This window comes from Acrocarpospora catenulata (assembly GCF_018476525.1).
Classification (GTDB): Bacteria; Actinomycetota; Actinomycetes; order Streptosporangiales; family Streptosporangiaceae; genus Acrocarpospora; species Acrocarpospora catenulata.
In genome coordinates this window covers 47,665-63,827 of sequence record NZ_JAHCST010000006.1, presented here as the reverse complement: position 1 = coordinate 63,827, position 16,163 = coordinate 47,665, and the positions used below count along the sequence as shown (strand labels likewise).

At 70.4% G+C, this 16,163-nt stretch carries 14 protein-coding genes; 4 read left to right on the top strand and 10 right to left on the bottom strand.

The window, feature by feature from the left end:
* Positions 1 to 37: 37 nt before the first annotated feature.
* From KIP79_RS08140 to KIP79_RS08105, 8 genes are all read right to left on the bottom strand, one after another.
* A complete protein-coding gene (locus tag KIP79_RS08140) occupies positions 38 to 1,021 on the bottom strand; it encodes an ABC transporter ATP-binding protein (RefSeq protein ID WP_214104073.1) in 984 nt (327 codons plus the stop codon).
* Positions 1,018 to 2,055, bottom strand: coding sequence for an ABC transporter ATP-binding protein (locus KIP79_RS08135; RefSeq protein ID WP_214104072.1), 1,038 nt, complete (start codon positions 2,053 to 2,055; stop codon positions 1,018 to 1,020). The genes KIP79_RS08140 and KIP79_RS08135 overlap by 4 nt, the downstream gene beginning before the upstream one ends.
* The gene (locus tag KIP79_RS08130; RefSeq protein ID WP_214104071.1) at positions 2,052 to 3,626 is read right to left on the bottom strand and encodes an ABC transporter substrate-binding protein; all 1,575 of its coding nucleotides are present in this window, start codon (positions 3,624 to 3,626) and stop codon (positions 2,052 to 2,054) included. The genes KIP79_RS08135 and KIP79_RS08130 overlap by 4 nt, the downstream gene beginning before the upstream one ends.
* A 36-nt stretch (positions 3,627 to 3,662) precedes the next feature.
* Positions 3,663 to 4,559, bottom strand: a complete 897-nt coding sequence (locus KIP79_RS08125; protein WP_214104070.1) for an ABC transporter permease — start codon at positions 4,557 to 4,559, stop codon at positions 3,663 to 3,665.
* Positions 4,556 to 5,506, bottom strand: a complete 951-nt coding sequence (locus tag KIP79_RS08120; protein WP_214104069.1) for an ABC transporter permease — start codon at positions 5,504 to 5,506, stop codon at positions 4,556 to 4,558. The genes KIP79_RS08125 and KIP79_RS08120 overlap by 4 nt, the downstream gene beginning before the upstream one ends.
* Positions 5,507 to 5,677: 171 nt before the next feature.
* Positions 5,678 to 6,439, bottom strand: coding sequence for an enoyl-CoA hydratase/isomerase family protein (locus KIP79_RS08115; RefSeq protein WP_214104068.1), 762 nt, complete (start codon positions 6,437 to 6,439; stop codon positions 5,678 to 5,680).
* 106 nt (positions 6,440 to 6,545) lie between these two features.
* Positions 6,546 to 7,799 (bottom strand): CaiB/BaiF CoA transferase family protein, encoded by a 1,254-nt coding sequence (locus tag KIP79_RS08110; RefSeq protein WP_214104067.1) that lies wholly within the window; start codon positions 7,797 to 7,799, stop codon positions 6,546 to 6,548.
* Complete coding sequence (locus tag KIP79_RS08105) at positions 7,796 to 8,953, bottom strand: CaiB/BaiF CoA transferase family protein (RefSeq protein ID WP_214104066.1); 1,158 nt, start codon at positions 8,951 to 8,953, stop codon at positions 7,796 to 7,798. The genes KIP79_RS08110 and KIP79_RS08105 overlap by 4 nt, the downstream gene beginning before the upstream one ends.
* A 291-nt stretch (positions 8,954 to 9,244) precedes the next feature.
* Here KIP79_RS08105 and KIP79_RS08100 point away from each other — a divergent pair, with 291 nt between their 5' ends.
* The 4 genes from KIP79_RS08100 to KIP79_RS08085 all read left to right on the top strand — a co-directional run bounded on the left by KIP79_RS08100 (position 9,245) and on the right by KIP79_RS08085 (position 13,755).
* Positions 9,245 to 10,378 carry an NAD(P)H-dependent flavin oxidoreductase gene (locus KIP79_RS08100; RefSeq protein ID WP_250212876.1) on the top strand — a complete coding sequence of 378 codons (1,134 nt, stop codon included), beginning with the start codon at positions 9,245 to 9,247 and terminating at the stop codon, positions 10,376 to 10,378.
* A gap of 67 nt (positions 10,379 to 10,445) precedes the next feature.
* Positions 10,446 to 11,912: a class I adenylate-forming enzyme family protein gene (locus KIP79_RS08095; protein WP_214104064.1), complete on the top strand. Its 1,467-nt coding sequence runs from the start codon at positions 10,446 to 10,448 to the stop codon at positions 11,910 to 11,912.
* A 26-nt stretch (positions 11,913 to 11,938) separates the two neighbouring features.
* Positions 11,939 to 12,247 (top strand): hypothetical protein, encoded by a 309-nt coding sequence (locus KIP79_RS08090; protein ID WP_214104063.1) that lies wholly within the window; start codon positions 11,939 to 11,941, stop codon positions 12,245 to 12,247.
* A 104-nt stretch (positions 12,248 to 12,351) separates the two neighbouring features.
* Complete coding sequence (locus KIP79_RS08085; protein ID WP_214104062.1) at positions 12,352 to 13,755, top strand: MFS transporter; 1,404 nt, start codon at positions 12,352 to 12,354, stop codon at positions 13,753 to 13,755.
* Between the two features lie 5 nt (positions 13,756 to 13,760).
* On the opposite strand, the gene KIP79_RS08080 is transcribed toward KIP79_RS08085, so the two are convergent.
* Positions 13,761 to 14,984, bottom strand: coding sequence for a CoA transferase (locus KIP79_RS08080; RefSeq protein WP_214104061.1), 1,224 nt, complete (start codon positions 14,982 to 14,984; stop codon positions 13,761 to 13,763).
* Positions 14,985 to 15,010: 26 nt separating this feature from the next.
* Positions 15,011 to 16,075, bottom strand: a complete 1,065-nt coding sequence (locus KIP79_RS08075; protein WP_214104060.1) for a MarR family winged helix-turn-helix transcriptional regulator — start codon at positions 16,073 to 16,075, stop codon at positions 15,011 to 15,013.
* Positions 16,076 to 16,163 lie beyond the last annotated feature (88 nt).

Sequence of the window (16,163 nt, the reverse complement as noted above, 5' to 3'; positions counted from 1 at the left end):
CGTGGCCCCCGGCAGAGCCGGGGGCCACGTCCGTTCTCTACTGACCGGGTGAATCCAGGGGGAAGTGGCAGGCCACCTGACGCCCTGCTCCCCAGGTGCGCGGCGTCGGCTCCTGCTCGCGGCACAGGTCGGCAGCCCGGGGACACCTGGTACGGAAGCGGCAGCCACTGGGCGGCGACAGCGGTGAGGGGATGTCACCTTTCAGCGCGGGCCCGGCGAACCCCTCCTCGGCGGTGGCGTCGGGCACCGAGTCCAGCAGGGCGCGCGTGTACGGATGGGCGGGCGCCGAATACACCTGCTCAGGGTCGCCGATCTCCACGACCTTGCCGAGATACATGACCATGATCTGGTCGCTCACCGAGCGGACCACGCCCAGGTCGTGGGAGATGAACAGAACCGTGAACGCGTACTCCTGCTTCAGGTCCTCGATCAGATTCAGGATCTGCGCCTGCACGGACACATCCAGCGCGGACACCGGCTCGTCGCAGATGAGCAGCGTGGGCCGCACCGCGATCGCCCGCGCGATGGCCACCCGCTGGGCCTGCCCCCCGGACAGCGCACGCGGCCGGACGTCGCCGAAGCGGTCGATCGGCAGCCCGACCTGGTCGAGCACCTCACGGGCGACACGTGCGCATTCGTCGTCTCCGGCCCCCGCGACGCGCAGGCCTTCCACGACGATGTCGCGGACCTTCCTGCGCGGGTTGAGCGAGCCCAGCGGATCCTGGAAGATCATCTGCATGCTGCGCCGGAGTTCACGCATGCGCCGATGGCCGGCCTGTTCCAGCTTCTCCCCGAGAAACTGCACCGATCCGGACGTGAAGTCGCTGAGCCGCAGCAGCGCGCGGCCGGTCGTCGACTTGCCGCACCCGGATTCACCCACGATGCCCAGCGTCTGGCCGGGAGCGACCTGGAATGACACCCCGGAGACCGCCTGCAGGACACCGGCCTTGGTCGGGAACTCGACGACGAGTTCCTCGGCGCGCAAGAGGACGTCGGAGTCTTTCGTGAGAAGTCCGGTCATGAGGTGCTCCTTTCGCCCCCGACGGCCGGTACGGCCTCGGCCTCCCCGAGCGGATGCCGGCAGATCGTCTCGTGCCGTGCACCCACCCGGACCATCTCCAGCGGCTCGATCGAGCAGGCATGATCCGCTCGGGGACATCTGGCCGCGAAGCGGCATCCGTCCGGCGGGTCGGTGGCGTCCGGAAGCGATCCGGGGATCAGCCGCAACCGGGCGTGCGGTGTGGACTTCACCGACGGGGTCGCCGCCAGCAGCGCCTCGGTGTAGCGGTGGCGCGGCGACCGGAACACCTCCTTCGTCAGGCCGACCTCGGCCAGGCGGCCCGCGTACATCACGGCGACGTCGTCGGTACGGCCGGCCACCAGGGACAGGTCATGGCTGATCAGTATCATCGCCATCTGGCGTTCCCGTTGCAGCCGCCGCAGGAGATCGAGGATCTGCCGCTGGATCGTCACATCGAGCGCGGTCGTCGGCTCGTCGGCGATCAGCAGCCGGGGTTCGCAGCTCAACGCGATGGCGATCATGATTCGCTGGCGCATGCCGCCGGAGAGCTCGTGCGGGTAGCTGCGCAGCCGTCGCTCGGGATCGGAGACCCCGACCTCGTCGAGCAGCCGCAGGGCGCGCGTGTGCGCCTCGCTGCGGCTGACGCCGAGGTGCCGGCGGATCCCCTCGGTGATCTGCCGCTCGATGCGAACCACCGGGTTCAGGGATCGGCCGGGGTCCTGGAAGATCATAGCGATGTCCGTGCCCAGCCTCTGGTTCAGCTCCCGCCTGGGCATGCCGAGCAGGTCACGCCCTCCGAAGGAGACCGAGCCGGTGACTTTGGCATGGGCCGGCAGCAGGTGCATGAGCGCCTTGGCCATCATGCTCTTGCCCGAACCCGACTCGCCCACGATCCCCAGGGACATGCCGCCGTCGACGGTGTAGCTCACGTCGTCGACGGCCCGTACGGAACCGTCCGGGGTGGGGATGTAGACGTGCAGGTTCTCGACCGTGAGCAAGGGCCGGTCGGCGGCCGGGTTTCCGGCCGGCGTCACTTCTTGATCCACAACTCTTCGGGCAGCAGGGAGCCGAGCCCGTAGAGGCTCACCCCGCCCACGTTGCGGCTGGTGTACACCGTGGAGTCCGGCCGGAACGTGGGGACCACGGGGTAGATCTCGTTGAACCGCTGCTGCAGCTGGTCGTAGCCGGTCTTGCGGGTGGCGGGGTCGGCGTTCTGCCGGCCGATCTCCAGCGCCTTGTTGACGGCCTCGTCGTCGATGCCGTTCGGGTTGAAGCTGGAGGTGCCGTGGAAGAACGTCCAGAGCGAGGTCTCCGGGTCGACGAAGGTCGTGCCCGAGTTGAACACGTCGTAGTTCTTGGCGAGCATCTCGCTCAGTGCCCCGGTGGGATCCAGCACGCGGACCTTGACGTCGACGTTCTTGTAGGTGCGCAGCTGTGCCTGGACGGCTTCGACGACCTTCGCGCCGGCGGCGGCCGAGCCGGTGCTGATGGTGAACGAGAGGGGCTTGCCCGCCGCGGCGAGCTCGTCCAACAGCGCCTGCGCCCGCGTCCGGTCATAGGTGTGCAGGTGGACGCCGGAGGCGAAGGGCGAGGCGGGGCCGAAGAAGGAGTCGGCCGGCTGACCGTGCCCGTCGTAGACCGCGGCGTTGAGCGCGTTCATGTCGATCGCCTTGGACAGGGCCTCCCGCGCCCGGACGTCGTCGAACGGCGGCCGGGTCATGTTCATCAGCAGCATGTTCGACCCGCTGATGTCCTGGGCGTGGACCACCAGGCCCGACTTCCTGGCGCGCTCGGTGCCGTTGGTGTCGCTGCCGATGGCGAGGTCGGCGCCGCCGCTGACGACCGTGTTGACGCGCTGGGTGGTGTCGGGGGCGAGGCTGATCGTGATGGAGTCCAGGTACGGCTTGGGCGCGTCGTGGTACTTGGGGTTCCGGTTGAGCGTCATCGTCGCGCCGCGCTGCCACTCACCCAGCACGAACGGCCCGGCGCCGACCGGATTCCCGTCGAAGCTCTCGCGCCCCTTCTCCAGGGCCGCCGGTGAGGCCACCCAGTTGAGCGAGCTGCTGGTCAGGCCGGAGGGGAAGCTCGCGTGCGGCGCGACCAGCTTCAGCCGCAGATGCAGGTCGTCGACCACCTCGAAGGTGTCGATGTAGGCGGCGGTGGCCCGGTAGGCCGAGCCGACCTTCGGGTCCCTGGCCCGGTCGAGGTTGTACTTCACCGCTTCGGCGTTGAACGGGCTGCCGTCGCTGAAGGTCACGCCCGGTTTGACGGCGACGTTCCAGGTCGCGCCCTTGTCCTCGGTCGTCCAGGTGGTCAGGGACGGCTTGATCTCGCCGGTCGCCGGGTCCGCGGTGACCAGCGTGCCGAACAGCGCGTTGCCGAGGAAGGCGTTCGCCGCCTGCGCGTTGGTCATCGCGGCCGGGTCGAGGCTACGGGGGTCGACGACCATGAGCACCCTGGCCGTCCCTCCCTGAACCGGGGCCCCGGTCGCCCCGGTGGCGTCGGTCGCGCCGTTCCCGCCCCCGCCGCCGCTCGTGCCACCTCCGCAGGCGGCCACCATCAGCATGGCGGCGATGCCGGCCAGCCCCAGGCGAAGTCGTCTCATGTCTTACCTTCTTTCGTGCGGGGGGTGTTCCGGCCGTTACGCGTGGCCGGATGCGTCGAAACGCTTACGCAGGTGATCGCCGACGACGTTGAACGAGAAGACGGTCACGAAGATGACGGCGGCCGGTACGAGCACCACGAAGGGGGCGGACTCGATCGAGTCCTGGCCGGCGGCGATCATGCCGCCCCAGCTCGGTGTCGGCGGTGGGATGCCCAGGCCGAGGAAGCTGAGCGACCCTTCCGCCACGATCAGCGCGGCGATCACGATCGGCATGTACGTCGCGAGCGGCGGAATGACATTCGGCAGGATTTCGCGGGTGATGATACGCAAGTGCCCGGAGCCCATGTTCCGCGCGGCCAGTACGAACTCCCGGGACGACCAGGCCATCGTGTTCGCGCGGGCCAGCCGGGTGAACGACGGGATCACCAGGAGGGTGAGGCCGATGAGCAGGGTCTGCATGCTCGGCGTCAGCACCGCCGACAGCCCGAGTAGCAGGATGAGCGGCGGGAAGGCGAGCATGGCGTCGGCCAGAACCGTGATCACCACGTCGACCCTGCCGCGGAAGTAGCCGGCCAGCAGGCCCAGCGTCGAGCCGATCGCGAAGCCGGTGACGCCCGCGATGGTCCCGATCACCAGTGAGGCCCTGGCCCCGTAGACGCAGCGGGACAGGAGCGAGCGGCCGATGTTGTCGGTGCCGAGGATCGCCTCGAAGCCGCCCGAGCCGAACGGCGCCTGCTTGGGCGGGCCGATCGCCTCGCCGTACGGGCCGACGGGCAGCCACTGGGCGAAGACGCCGGCGAGCACGATGACGCCCAGCCAGCCGAGCGCCACGTAGAACAGCAGGGGCCGCGACTCGCGGAGGCGCTCGGTGCTCGGGCGCTTCACCAGGGATGCGGGTGCCACGTGGTTGGCGTGGCCCACCGACGCCGTCATCGGTGGGCCACCCGGACTCGGGGGTCCAGGAACGAGTAGCTGAGGTCGACGAGCATGTTGATTCCCACATACGCAACGGCCATGAATACGACGATGCCTTGGACCATGACGACGTCCCTGGCGTTGATGGAGCTGGTGATGAGCTGTCCGAGGCCGGGCAGCGAGAACAGCGTCTCGACGATGACCGTTCCGCCGATCAGCCGGCCCAGGTTGACGCCGACCAGGGTGATCAGGGAGAACGACGACGGACGCAGGGCGTGCCGGAGGACCACGTACCAGAGGGGGAGGCCCTTGGACCGGGCCGCCGCGACGAAGTCCTCGCCCAGTGTGGTGATCAGGTCGGTGCGCAGGATGCGGTGGAAGGAGGCGATCTCGGTGAAGGCGATCGCCAGGGCCGGGAGCAGGGCCGAGCGAAGGTTGCCGGCCAGGTCCTCGGTGATCGGAACCCATCCCGCGACCGGGAAGGCCCCCAACTGCATCGCCAGCAGGTAGATCAGTACGGGCGCGGCGACGAAGGTGGGGATCGACAGCAGCATCGAGGAGAGCGCGTTGATGCCGCGGTCGAGCCGCGATCCCGCGGTCAGAGCGGAGACCACCGCGAGCGGGATCGCGATCAGCAGCGCGATCGCGAGGGCGAGTACGGCGAGGTTGAGGGTGACGGGAAGTCGTTCCAGGATGGCCGCCGTGATCGACTGCCCGTTGATCAGCGACGTTCCCAGATCGCCCTGCACCGCGTGGCCGAGCCACGACACATAGCGTTGCCATAACGGCTGGTCCAGGCCCAGTTCGGCGTTGAGCGCCGCCACCGCGCCCGGGGTGGCGCTCTCGCCGAGGATGACCTGGGCGGCCGACCCAGGAACGAGGCTCAGCAGGGAGACGACCGCCACGGTCACGATCAGGACGACGGCTACGGCTCGCGACAACCGGACGAGAAGTTGAACGGCCATCTGGATCTCCGTTCGGGAACCCGGCGGCGCTGCGACCCGGTCGCGAGCACGGTTCCGCCTGGTGAATTTGCGGTATGTCTGTAAAGTAATTTGGGCCCGGGCTGGCCCGGCTCGTTCCGTGCGTGTGGGCTCAGCCCGCGGCCGGTCGGCGGTGTGGCGCCGCCATCCGGGCTATCCGCCGAACGCGGCGGAGCGCTTCTCCAGGAAGGAGCGGTCGCCCTCGGCGGCCACCCCGGCGTTCACCAGCGCCCGGAATCGCTGCTGCCCTTCGACTTCGAGCTCCCTGGCGACCACGTTCTCCAGCTTCGCGCGCAGTGCCCGGTTGTCCGCGATGACACCGGCCGGCATCTGGGCGATGTACTCCGCCCGTTTCACGGCGGTGGCGAGCAGGTCCTCGTCCGAGGTCAGCTCGTTGGCCAGGCCCATCGCGTACGCGCGCTCACCCGAGACGCGGAAGCCGAACGCCAGCTCGATCGAGGCGGCCCGGCTCAGGTTGAAGTAGTAGCCGCTCTGCCAGCCGTGCAGCAGGCCGCGCGGCACCTCCGCGATCTGGAAACTGGCCGACGGGCTGCACACCACCAGGTCGACCGCACGGGTCGCGAGGTAGAAGCCCGCGCCTCCGGCGTAGCCGTTGACCGCGGCGATCATGGGCTTGGCCCGGTGGTTCTCCATGTACAGGTCGACGTTCTTCGAGGTCGCCTGCTGTTCCAGCGGGGTGTCGCCGGTGTTGGCCTCCTTGATGTCGCGACCGGCGCAGAAGGCCCGGCCGTTGCCGGTGATGATGCCCACCGCGATGCCGTCGTCGGTGTCGACTTCGGTGTAGGCGGCGCGAAGTTGATCGAGCATCTCGGCGCCCAGCGCGTTCATCCGTTCCGGGCGATTGAGGCGAATGATCGCAACAGAACCGTTTCGTTCAAGTTCGACGTAGCTCACCGATACTCCGTTTCCGTCAGGTTAACCATTGCCGAATGTGGCACAGTTGCCTACACGTTGGCAAGTATTTTCCAGGGTGGATCGAAGGTGCTTGCGGACCCCGAGATCATCGTCTGAATCGCGGCGCCGTGCCGATCACACCGTCGGCTTCGAGCCGCCGGACGTCGTCATCGGTCAGGCCGAGTTCGTTGATCAGTACTTCCTCGTTGTGCTCGCCCAGGGTCGGCGCGGGCCGGTTCCGCCTCGGGGGGGTCAGGGAGAGCCGGACGGGAGGGCCGGGGTAGGGAAACGTTCCGACCACGGCCCGATCGACCATCCGGAAGAACCCCCGGGCGTTGAGGTGAGGGTCATCAAGCACCTGGGCCGCATCCTGGACGGCCCCCGCCGGGATGCCCCTGGACTGCAGTTCCCGCGCGAGCGAGGCAGGCGAATGGTGCAGGGTGAACGCCGAAACGCGCGCGTCGAGGGCGTCCTGATCGGCGATCCGGCGTTCCCGCGTCGCCCATCTCGTGGTCTCGTCGTGGCCGAGGCCGGCGAGCCGGGCCAGCTGATCCCACTGTTCGTCGTTCTCGACGGAGATGGCGATCCACTGATCCTCGCCCAGGCCCGGATAGACGCCCTGCGGGGCAGCCGTGGCGGATCGGTTGCCGCGCCGCGGCGGCTCGGCGCCGGTCAGCTGCGTCTTCAGCAGAGCCGCGCCGATGAACGGCGTCAGCGCCTCGATCTGCGCGACCTCGATGTGCTGGCCCCGGCCGGTGAGGCGCCGGTACCGCAACGCCATCGCGACCGAAAGGGCACCGACGACGCCGGCGTTGGGATCGGCGAAGGCGGTCGAGGGCAGCATGGGCTCGCCGGGGTCCCCGGCCAGCGCTGCGATGCCCGCGACAGACTCGGTCGCGAACGCGGTCGCCTTGAAGTTCGCCCACGGCCCCTCCGCGCCGAATGCGGGCATCGAGACCATGATCAGCCTCGGGTTCTCGGCGGTGAGGCCGGCGTAGTCGAAGCCGAAGTTCTTCATGACGCGCGGGGTGAAGTTCTCGACCACCAGGTCGGCCCGGGCGATGAGGGCGCGGGCCAGCTCCCGGCCGCGGGGATGGTCGAGATCGAGGGTGATGCCGCGCTTGTTCTCGTTCACCGCGTTGAACAGGGGGGACCACTCCCACGCCTGGTCGAGATCTTCTGGACCGTCCACGAACAGGGCGCGGGACGTTCGCCACCAGTCGGTCCTGGTACATGACTCGATCTTGATGACGTCGGCGCCGTGGTCGGCCAGCATCTGGGTCAGGGCGGGTCCCGCCCACCCCATGGTGAAGTCGACCACGCGCAACCCGCTCATCGGAGCCTGGCTCGAATCGTTCATGCCCTCACCCCTTGCGGTGTCAAGCTGTCGAGGACCTCGGCGGTGTGCCGGCCGGGTGTCGGCGCGGGCCGGCGCAGCCATGGCGTGGCGAGCATGCGGCTGGGCGGGCCGGGATACCGCAGCGTGCCGGCGAGGGGATGCTCGGCGGTGACGAAGTAGTCGCGCGCGGCGTACTGCGGCGACGCCAGGACGTCGGCGGGCGTCAGCACCTCCGCCGAGATGACGCCGAGCAGTTGCGCGGTCTCGAAGAACTCGCGCTTCTTGAGGTGGGCCACGTGCCGGTGCAGGACCTCGGTGAGGGCGGCGCGCTCGGCGGCGGTCGTGGCGGAACTCGGATCGGGCGGGATCTCCGCTCCGGCCAGGATCACGGTCCAGAACTCCGCCCACTCCCGGATTCCGATGATCGCGACGTGGCCGTCGGACACCGGGAGCACCAGCCAGGGCGCGCCGAGGATGTTGCCGAGGCGCCGGCGGGTGTTGCCGGTGTAGGCGAAAGCAACATGGTCGTAGAGGAGGCAGGTGGCCGCGACCTCCAGGGCCGCGACCTCGACCGTCTGGCCCGCTCCGGTGGCTTCGGCGTGGAGCACGGCGCTGACGCAGCCGAAGGCGGCGTGCGTCCCGGTCAGGAATGAGACGTACGGCCCACCGATGAAGGTCGGCTGTTCCGTACGGCCCTGGGTGGCGGTCCAGCCGCCCAGCGCCGTGAGAACGAAGTCGTTTCCGGCCCACGATTCGTAGGGCCCGCCCGGACCGAAGGTGGAGATCCTGGTGATCACGGCGCCGGGGCGGGTCGCGCCGGCGTCGATGGCCGGGGCCGGGCCCGTCGCGGCGGGCCAGGCGTCGTCGGTGACGACGATGTCGGCCGTGGCGAGCAGGCGCGACAGCAGGTCTCGGCCGGTCTGGGTGGTCATGTCGAGGGTGACGGACCGCTTGTCGGCGTTCACCAGCAGATCCAGCGGCTCCGGCTCTGGCGGCGGGTGGCCGGGCGGTGGATCGACACGGATGACGTCCGCGCCGTAGCCGGCCAGCAATCGGGAGCAGTACCGGCCGGCGATGCCGCCGGTGAGCTCGACCACCCGCAGGCCGGCCAGCGGTCCGGGGATCGCGTCCCGTGGCGGTTGCGGGCGTTCGCGGGTGTCGTCGGGGGATGCCATGGCCCCCTCCTTTCTCCTTGCCGCAACATATTTTCGTACGGTCTGGCAAGTATCAAGGGATGGGGCGAGGGTCAGGTATCCGCCGGTGCCCGCCTGTGAGGGAATCGCTGCGCGCCGTGCCCGATGTTCGCAGGAAGGTCGTGGGCGGGTTGCCGATCCAGTTGACCCTCAGCCGCGCCGTGAGGTATGCATTGGGGGCCGAAAATATATGTGTGTGTTGTTACGCAATCATCTTCGCCGCAGCGGTGGCTAGCTCGTCGTTCCCTGGCGGTCGAGGTCAGGAGGAGTTCCTTGAACAAGTTCGCGTCGGACTTCGGGATCGAGTACCCGATCTTCGCGTTCAGTCACTGTCGAGACGTGGTGGCCGCGGTGTCGCGTGCCGGAGGTGTGGGGGTCCTGGGCATCCTGGCGATGCAGCCGGAACAGATCGCGATCGAGATGAAGTGGCTCGACGACAACTGCGCCGGCAAGCCCTACGGCGTCGACGTCGTCATCCCGGTCCGCACGGTGGACCGGGAATCGGGGCTGACCGACGCGGCCGCGGTGACCGACGACCTCGCCGCGATGATCCCGGCCGGGCACCGCGCCTACGCCGAGGCCCTGATGGAGAAGTTCGGCGTCCCGCCGGCGCCGCCCGCCACACACCAGGACGGCCACGGCTTCACCACCGCGGGGTTCACGGCGGCCGGTGGTGCCCAGCAGATCGACGCCGTGCTGGAGGGGAACGCGTCCTTCCTGGTGAGCGCGCTGGGCCCGCCCCCGGCGGATATCGTCGAAGCGGCGCACCGCAAGGGCATCAAGGTGGGCACACTCGTCGGCAAGCCGCACCAGGCGGCCCGCAGCGCCGCGACCGGCGTGGACTTCATCATCGCCCAGTCCTACGAGGCGGCCGCGCACACGGGGGAGATCGGCAGCATGGTCCTGATCCCCGACGTCGTGGACGCCGTGGGCGACGTGCCGGTCCTCGCGGCGGGCGGCATCGGCACCGGCCGGCAGATGGCCGCGGCCATGTGCCTGGGCGCGAAGGGCGTCTGGACCGGCTCCATCTGGCTGACCACCCACGAGTCCGGGACCGATCCGTGGATGATGGCGCGGATGTGCGAGATGACCTCGACCGACACCGTCCGGTCCAAGGCACAGACCGGCAAGCCGAACCGCCAGATGCGGACCCCGTGGACCGAGGCCTGGGACGACCCGCAGGGGCCGGGCTGCCTGCCCATGCCGCTGCAGTACATGCTCTTCGCCGAGTACACCGACCGTGCCAGGCGCGCCGGCGTCAACGAACTGGTCGGCTCCCCGGTAGGACAGATCGTCAGCCGGATGAACCGGGTGCGCTCGGTCAGCGAGGTCGTCTACGAGATCGTCGAAGAGTACGCCGATACCATGCAGCGCGTCTCCTCGGAGTTCTCCCTCCCCGAGGGCTGATCGGTCCGGTGCGCCCTGTTCCCTGCAACGTGAGAGGTGAAGCTTGAGTATCTCGCTGATACTTGAGATGGCATTGTCCGCGACGCCGGACCGCGTGGCGATCAGCAGTCCCGCCGCCACGCTGACCGTACGGCAGTTCGCCGACCGGGTGGACGCCGTCGCCCAGGCGATCGTGGAGGCGGGGGCGGGAACCGTCGCCTATCTGGGCGTCAACGGTCCGTCGTTCCCGATCGCGATCTTCGCCTCCGCCCGGGCCGGCGTGCCCGTCTCCCCGTTGAACTACCGCCTCGGCCAGGCACAGCTGAACGCCGCGCTCGACCGGCTGGACCGTCCACTGATCATCGTGGATGAGGCGCTGCGCGACATGGTGGTGGCCAGGTCCTCACCCCTCCTGGCGACCGCGGATCTGCTGACGCGGCCCGCCAAGCCGGATCAGGACGCGCCGGGCTGGCCGGAGGAGTCCGCGCCCGCCGTGCTGCTGTTCACCAGCGGGACCACGTCAACACCCAAGACGGTCGTGTTGCGCCACTCGCACCTGATGTCCTACGTCGTGCAGACCGTCGAGTTCGGGTCGGCCGAGGAGTCGGACGCCGCCCTCATCAGCGTTCCGCCCTACCACATCGCCGGCGTCGGCACCGTCCTGACCAGCCTCTACGCCGGCCGGAGGATGGTGTACCTGGAGGACTTCTCGGCCGAGGGGTGGCTGCGCGCGGCCCGCGAGAACGCCGTCACCACGGCCATGCTGGTGCCGACCATGCTCGCCAGGATCGTCGAGGCGCTGGCGGGCAGGCCGGCGGACCTGCCCCGGCTCCGATCCATCGCCTACGGCGGCGCCCGCATGCCGGCGCCGGTTCTGCTCAAGGCGTTGCGGGCGTTCCCCACCACGGGGTTCGCCAACGCGTACGGGCTGACCGAGACGAGTTCCACCATCGCCGTGCTCGGACCGGAGGATCACCGCGAGGCCGCGGCCTCCGACGATCCCGAGGTCAGTCGGCGGCTGGCATCGGCGGGGCGGCTCGTGCCCGGCGTGGAGGCGGAGATCCGCGACCCCGACGGGAACCCGCTCCCGCCGGGCGAGGTCGGCGAGTTGTGGGTCCGCGGCCCCCAGGTGTCGGGGGAGTACCTCGGGCAGGGCTCGGTGCTGGTCGACGGCTGGTTCCCCACCCGGGACCGGGCGTGGCTGGACCCGGCGGGATTCCTCTACATCGAGGGCCGGGCGGACGACACGATCATCCGCGGCGGCGAGAACATCGCGCCCGCCGAGATCGAGGCCGTGCTGGTCGAGCATGCGAACGTGCGGGACGTGGCGGTGGTCGGCATGCCCGACGACACCTGGGGGCAGCGGCTGATCGCCGTCGTCGTCCCCGCGGACGGCGCGGAGATCTCCGAGGAGGAGCTCCGGTCGTGGGTGAAGACCCGTCTTCGCAGCTCAAAGACCCCCGACCAGGTCCATGTGTGGACCGAGCTTCCGTACACTCCGACGGGCAAGCTGCTCCGGCGGGACATCGTCCTGGCCCTGGCCTCGGCGGACTAGCGGCACCCCGAACTTTGGGAGGAAACATGCGCGTACGAACCGGGCAGCGGCTGCAAAGCCAGGTCTGCACCGCAGAGTTCATCGTCATCAAGGCGCCGGACGCGGAGATCGACCTCACCGCCGGCGGCCAGCCCGTCGTCGAGGTCGGCGCGGACGTGGACCAGGGCCTGGCCCCCGACTCTGCGATGATGGGCGGCACCGCCCTGGGCAAGCGGTATGTGGGCCTGAGCGGCACCCTGGAGGTCCTGGTCACCAAGCCGGGCGCCGCAACCCTGGCGAACGCCGGACAGGTCCTGCAGCTCAAGGCCCCCAACCCGTTGCCATCCACCGACTGAAAACACCTGTAACGACAACACCGGATTGGACAGGCCGGGGATGGTCTTCTCGCAACTGTGTGTGGCCGTCCGCCGGCCCTTCCACGTTCGTACGGGGTGCCGGAATGGGTGAGCGGATCCCCCCGGCGTTCCGGCGGAGCGTCGCGTTGTTCACCCTCTGCCTGACCCAGGCGATGAACTCCTCCGACGTGACGATCGTCAACGTCGCCCTGCCGGAGATGCGGCTGGCCCTCGGCTTCGGCACGTCCACGGTGTCCTGGGTGCTCAACGGCTACCTGGTCGCGCTGACGGCGACCCTGCTGATCGCCGGACGCCTCTGCGACGTGTTCGGCCCGCGACGGATCTTCCTGCTCGGTGTCACCGTCTTCGTGGTGGCCTCGGCCTCCTGCGGCCTCAGCGCGAGCGCGGCCGGGCTCGTGCTCTCGCGCGTCGGCCAGGGATTCGGCGCGTCCCTGGCGACCGCGGTGGAACTGGCGATCCTGGCCCGGATGTACACGCGGGAGGGCGCCCGCGCGAAGGCCCTGTCGATCATCACCGTGGGCTCCATCCTCGGCTCCTCGTTCGGCCTGGTGGTGGGCGGTGCGATCACCCACTGGATGGGGTGGCGCTGGATCTTCGGCATCAACGTCGCGCTCGGGCTCGCCGTCCTGGTCCTCGGACGGGTCTTCCTGACCGCCGACGCCGTCCCGGCCCGCCGGGAGATCGGCGTCGTGCCGGGGGTGTTCGTGGCCGGCGGTCTCGCGGCCTGGGTCACGGCCATCGTCAGCGTCGGCGAGAGCGGCCGCCCTTCCACGTTCACGGGCATCATGGCGGTCGCCGGAACCCTGTCACTGGCGGGCTTCGCTCTCGCGCAGCGCATCGGCCGCGCGGAACTGGTCCCGCTGTGGATGCTCAGGTCACGGCCGATCATCGGCAGCGGGGTCGTGCTGGGCATCGCCAGCGCCTGTCTGCTCGGCCAGTTCTTCCTCCAGACCCAGTACCTGCAGAGCGTGCTGCACTACGACAGCTGGGACACCGGCTTGGCGTTCATCCCCATCAACGTGGCCATCGGGCTGGTCTCGCTGGGCCTGGCCAGGCCGCTCATCGACCGGTTCGGAGCGGGCCGGGTCGTGGTCGTGGCCATGCTGGTGCTCGCCGCGGGGCTCGCCGTCTACGCGCGGCAGCCGTCCTCCGGCCTGTCCTACTGGGTGGACGTGCTGCCACCGATGCTGCTGATCGGTTTCGGCGGCGGACTGTCGACGGTGGCCGCGACGGTGGCCGCGCTGGCCGGGGCTGAGCCGCACAACGCGGGCGTGGTGTCCGGGCTGATCAAGTTCCTGCAGATGGGCGGTGGCATCGTGGGCATCGCCGTCTTCGCGTCCGTGGTGGCCATCGCGGGCATCATGGCCGTCACGGCCTCGGCGGGCCCGGCCACCTTCGCGGCCGGCCTGCATGCCGCCTTCCTGACGGCGAGCGGTCTGGCGCTTGCCGGGGCGACGATCGCCGGGTTCGCCATGCGACGCGCCTGAGGGACTCACGGCAGGATCTCGGCGTTGTCCGCGCCGGAACGCCCGGCGGCGAGGCGGGGGATCCGGCCGACGGGCGGAGCGACGGGGAACCGGCCGCCGTCGGTGTGCACCCACCATCGGCCGCCCACGCGCGTCACGGTGTGCGGTTCGACCGCGCCCTCCGCCGCCTCGGCCGCCACGTGGTGCATCGAGACGTCGATCAGTGCGGACGCCGGGCGTAGCAGCGCCTCCGCCGCGGCGGCTGCGGCCGCGCAACCGGTGAGCGGGTCGGCGATGGCGTCGCCGCAGGGCAGGATCGTGCCGCCGTCCGCCACGAACAGGCCGGCCCCGGTCGCGACGTCGTCGCCGAAGCCGATGGTGTTCGACGCGCGGCCGCGGGCCGTGATCGACAGCCACGAGGTTCCCGAGGCCACCACCTCGTGGGCGTCGATGCCGAGCTGGGCGAGGGCGCGCGGGCGGGAACTCTCGATCACCAGGTCGCTGCCGGCGATCAGCGTCCGCAGCCTCGCGAGGTCTCCGGCGTCGGCGAAGTTCAACGACACCATGCGATGGCCGCCGTGCAGCAGGTCGAAGAACCTCGCGGGGCCCCGGCGCGCGCCGTCGGGACGTCGCACGTCCTCGACCTTGACCACCTCGGCGCCGCCGAGGCCCAGCAGGTGGGCGCAGAGTGGCCCGGCCCACAGCGCGGACAGGTCCACGACGAGGGGACGATCGCGCATGCGCGGCCTGGTCCGGCCCGGCGTCAGCGATACGGCCGGGCGGCCCGCCTCGGCAACCCCCGGCGCGGAGCAGGCCAGTCCGAGCAGGCGGGCACGCGCGACGACGTCGGCCGCGCGCTGCCGGCCGGCCCACCGACCGGCCGCCGCCCACGGGTCAGGCCCGGCATTCCCCTCGATCAGCGCGGGGACGAGGTCGATGTCGCTGTCCCGGGGAAGGGACAGGCCCACCCAGCCGTCGACGGTGGGCAGCGCCCGGAAGGCGCCGCCACACGACCAGGGGCCGTTGCGGGTGAATCCCGCGATCGCCGCGCGCTCGCCCAGCAGCCCTACGCCGGGCAACCTCGGCACCACGCCGGTCCGGTGCAGGGTGGCCTCGGCGACGCGCCGCAGCGCGCGCCGCACCGCCGACGCGGGCGCTCCCGGAGCGGCGCACGGCGGCCCGCCGCGCCGGCCGGTGAGCGCCATCGCGCCGGACGCGGCCCAGTCACCGAGCGCCGAGCGGCCGCTCATGGCATCGGGAACCGCGGGCTCCGGGTTCAGCGGGCCTTCGTCGGCTCGTCCAGCGAGGCCGCGCGGAGTGCGGCCGCCGCGAGAGGCGAGGAGGAGGGGACCGACCATCCGGCCGCGTCGACGTGCCCGGTCGCCAGGATGCGGATATAGCGGTCGAGCAGACTCATCACCTGCTGGACATCCTCCCGCGACCAGGTGCGGACGGCCTGTGCGATCCCCGCCTGCTGGACCTCGTTGACCCGGGTGATCAGGGCGACGCCCTTGCGGGTCGCCTTCAGCCGGCTGCTGCGGCGGTCCAGCGGGTCCTTGGCGCGCTCGATCAGCTCGTGGGTCTCCAGGTCGCGGGTGTGCTTGCTGATCCGGGATGACTCCATGTTCATCCGCTCGGCCAGCTCGGACACGGGCAGCGGACCGTGGCGGGCGATCACCCGGAGGGCGTCCACCGTCCGCATCGGCACCGGCGACTTGGTCTCCTTGAGGAGGTTGCGGTGGCTGGTGGGGCTGTGCGCCGCCGCCCCTGCCCATTCCACGAACTGCAGGATGACCGGGCGGAACTCGTCGAGGGCGCGCTGGCGGCTGGTCACCGCCGCCTCGTCGGCGGGCGCGGGCGGGCCGGCCGGTGCCCGCTCGGGGCCGGACTCGGTCGCGGTCAGGTCGTGGTGCAGCCGCCGCAGGTAGGTGGTCAGGGTGACGATGTCCTCGGTGCTCCAGTCGGCCAGGGCGACCAGGTAGTCGTTGGTCCAGACCTCGCGCCAGGACGCGACGACCCGCCGCCCGGCCTCGGAGGTGGCGACCCGGCTGCTGCGCCCGTCGCGCGCGTCCGCCGTCCGCTCGATCAGCCCGAGTGACTCGAGGTGGAACAGTTGCCGGCTTGCCCGGGAGGGGTCGACCTCAAGCCGGACCGCGGCTTCGCCGATCGTTATCGGCGCCTCGACATCGAGCAGCGTCAGCGCGTGGGTGTCGGTGAAGGTGACATCGAGGCCGGAGTTCGCTCGCAACCGGGCGTTCTGCTTCAGGCTGCGGGCGCTGGCCGCGATCAGGTGCACGAACCGCGCCACTGCGGCCACGTTGTGGCTGGTGTCCGCTCTCATGATGTCAAGCGTACGGCATATGTCGGATGAATGCTGCGCAACCCTTCGCGAGGTGGCGCCGCTGGCCCGATCGGCGGACGGAGATAAC

Coding starts and splice junctions, on each gene's coding strand:
- KIP79_RS08140 (WP_214104073.1), bottom strand. CDS start 1,021: ATGACCGGACTTCTCACGAAAGACTCCGACGTCCTCTTGCGCGCCGAG.
- KIP79_RS08130 (WP_214104071.1), bottom strand. CDS start 3,626: ATGAGACGACTTCGCCTGGGGCTGGCCGGCATCGCCGCCATGCTGATG.
- KIP79_RS08125 (WP_214104070.1), bottom strand. CDS start 4,559: ATGACGGCGTCGGTGGGCCACGCCAACCACGTGGCACCCGCATCCCTG.
- KIP79_RS08120 (WP_214104069.1), bottom strand. CDS start 5,506: ATGGCCGTTCAACTTCTCGTCCGGTTGTCGCGAGCCGTAGCCGTCGTC.
- KIP79_RS08110 (WP_214104067.1), bottom strand. CDS start 7,799: ATGAACGATTCGAGCCAGGCTCCGATGAGCGGGTTGCGCGTGGTCGAC.
- KIP79_RS08105 (WP_214104066.1), bottom strand. CDS start 8,953: ATGGCATCCCCCGACGACACCCGCGAACGCCCGCAACCGCCACGGGAC.
- KIP79_RS08095 (WP_214104064.1), top strand. CDS start 10,446: ATGGCATTGTCCGCGACGCCGGACCGCGTGGCGATCAGCAGTCCCGCC.
- KIP79_RS08090 (WP_214104063.1), top strand. CDS start 11,939: ATGCGCGTACGAACCGGGCAGCGGCTGCAAAGCCAGGTCTGCACCGCA.
- KIP79_RS08085 (WP_214104062.1), top strand. CDS start 12,352: ATGGGTGAGCGGATCCCCCCGGCGTTCCGGCGGAGCGTCGCGTTGTTC.
- KIP79_RS08080 (WP_214104061.1), bottom strand. CDS start 14,984: ATGAGCGGCCGCTCGGCGCTCGGTGACTGGGCCGCGTCCGGCGCGATG.
- KIP79_RS08075 (WP_214104060.1), bottom strand. CDS start 16,075: ATGAGAGCGGACACCAGCCACAACGTGGCCGCAGTGGCGCGGTTCGTG.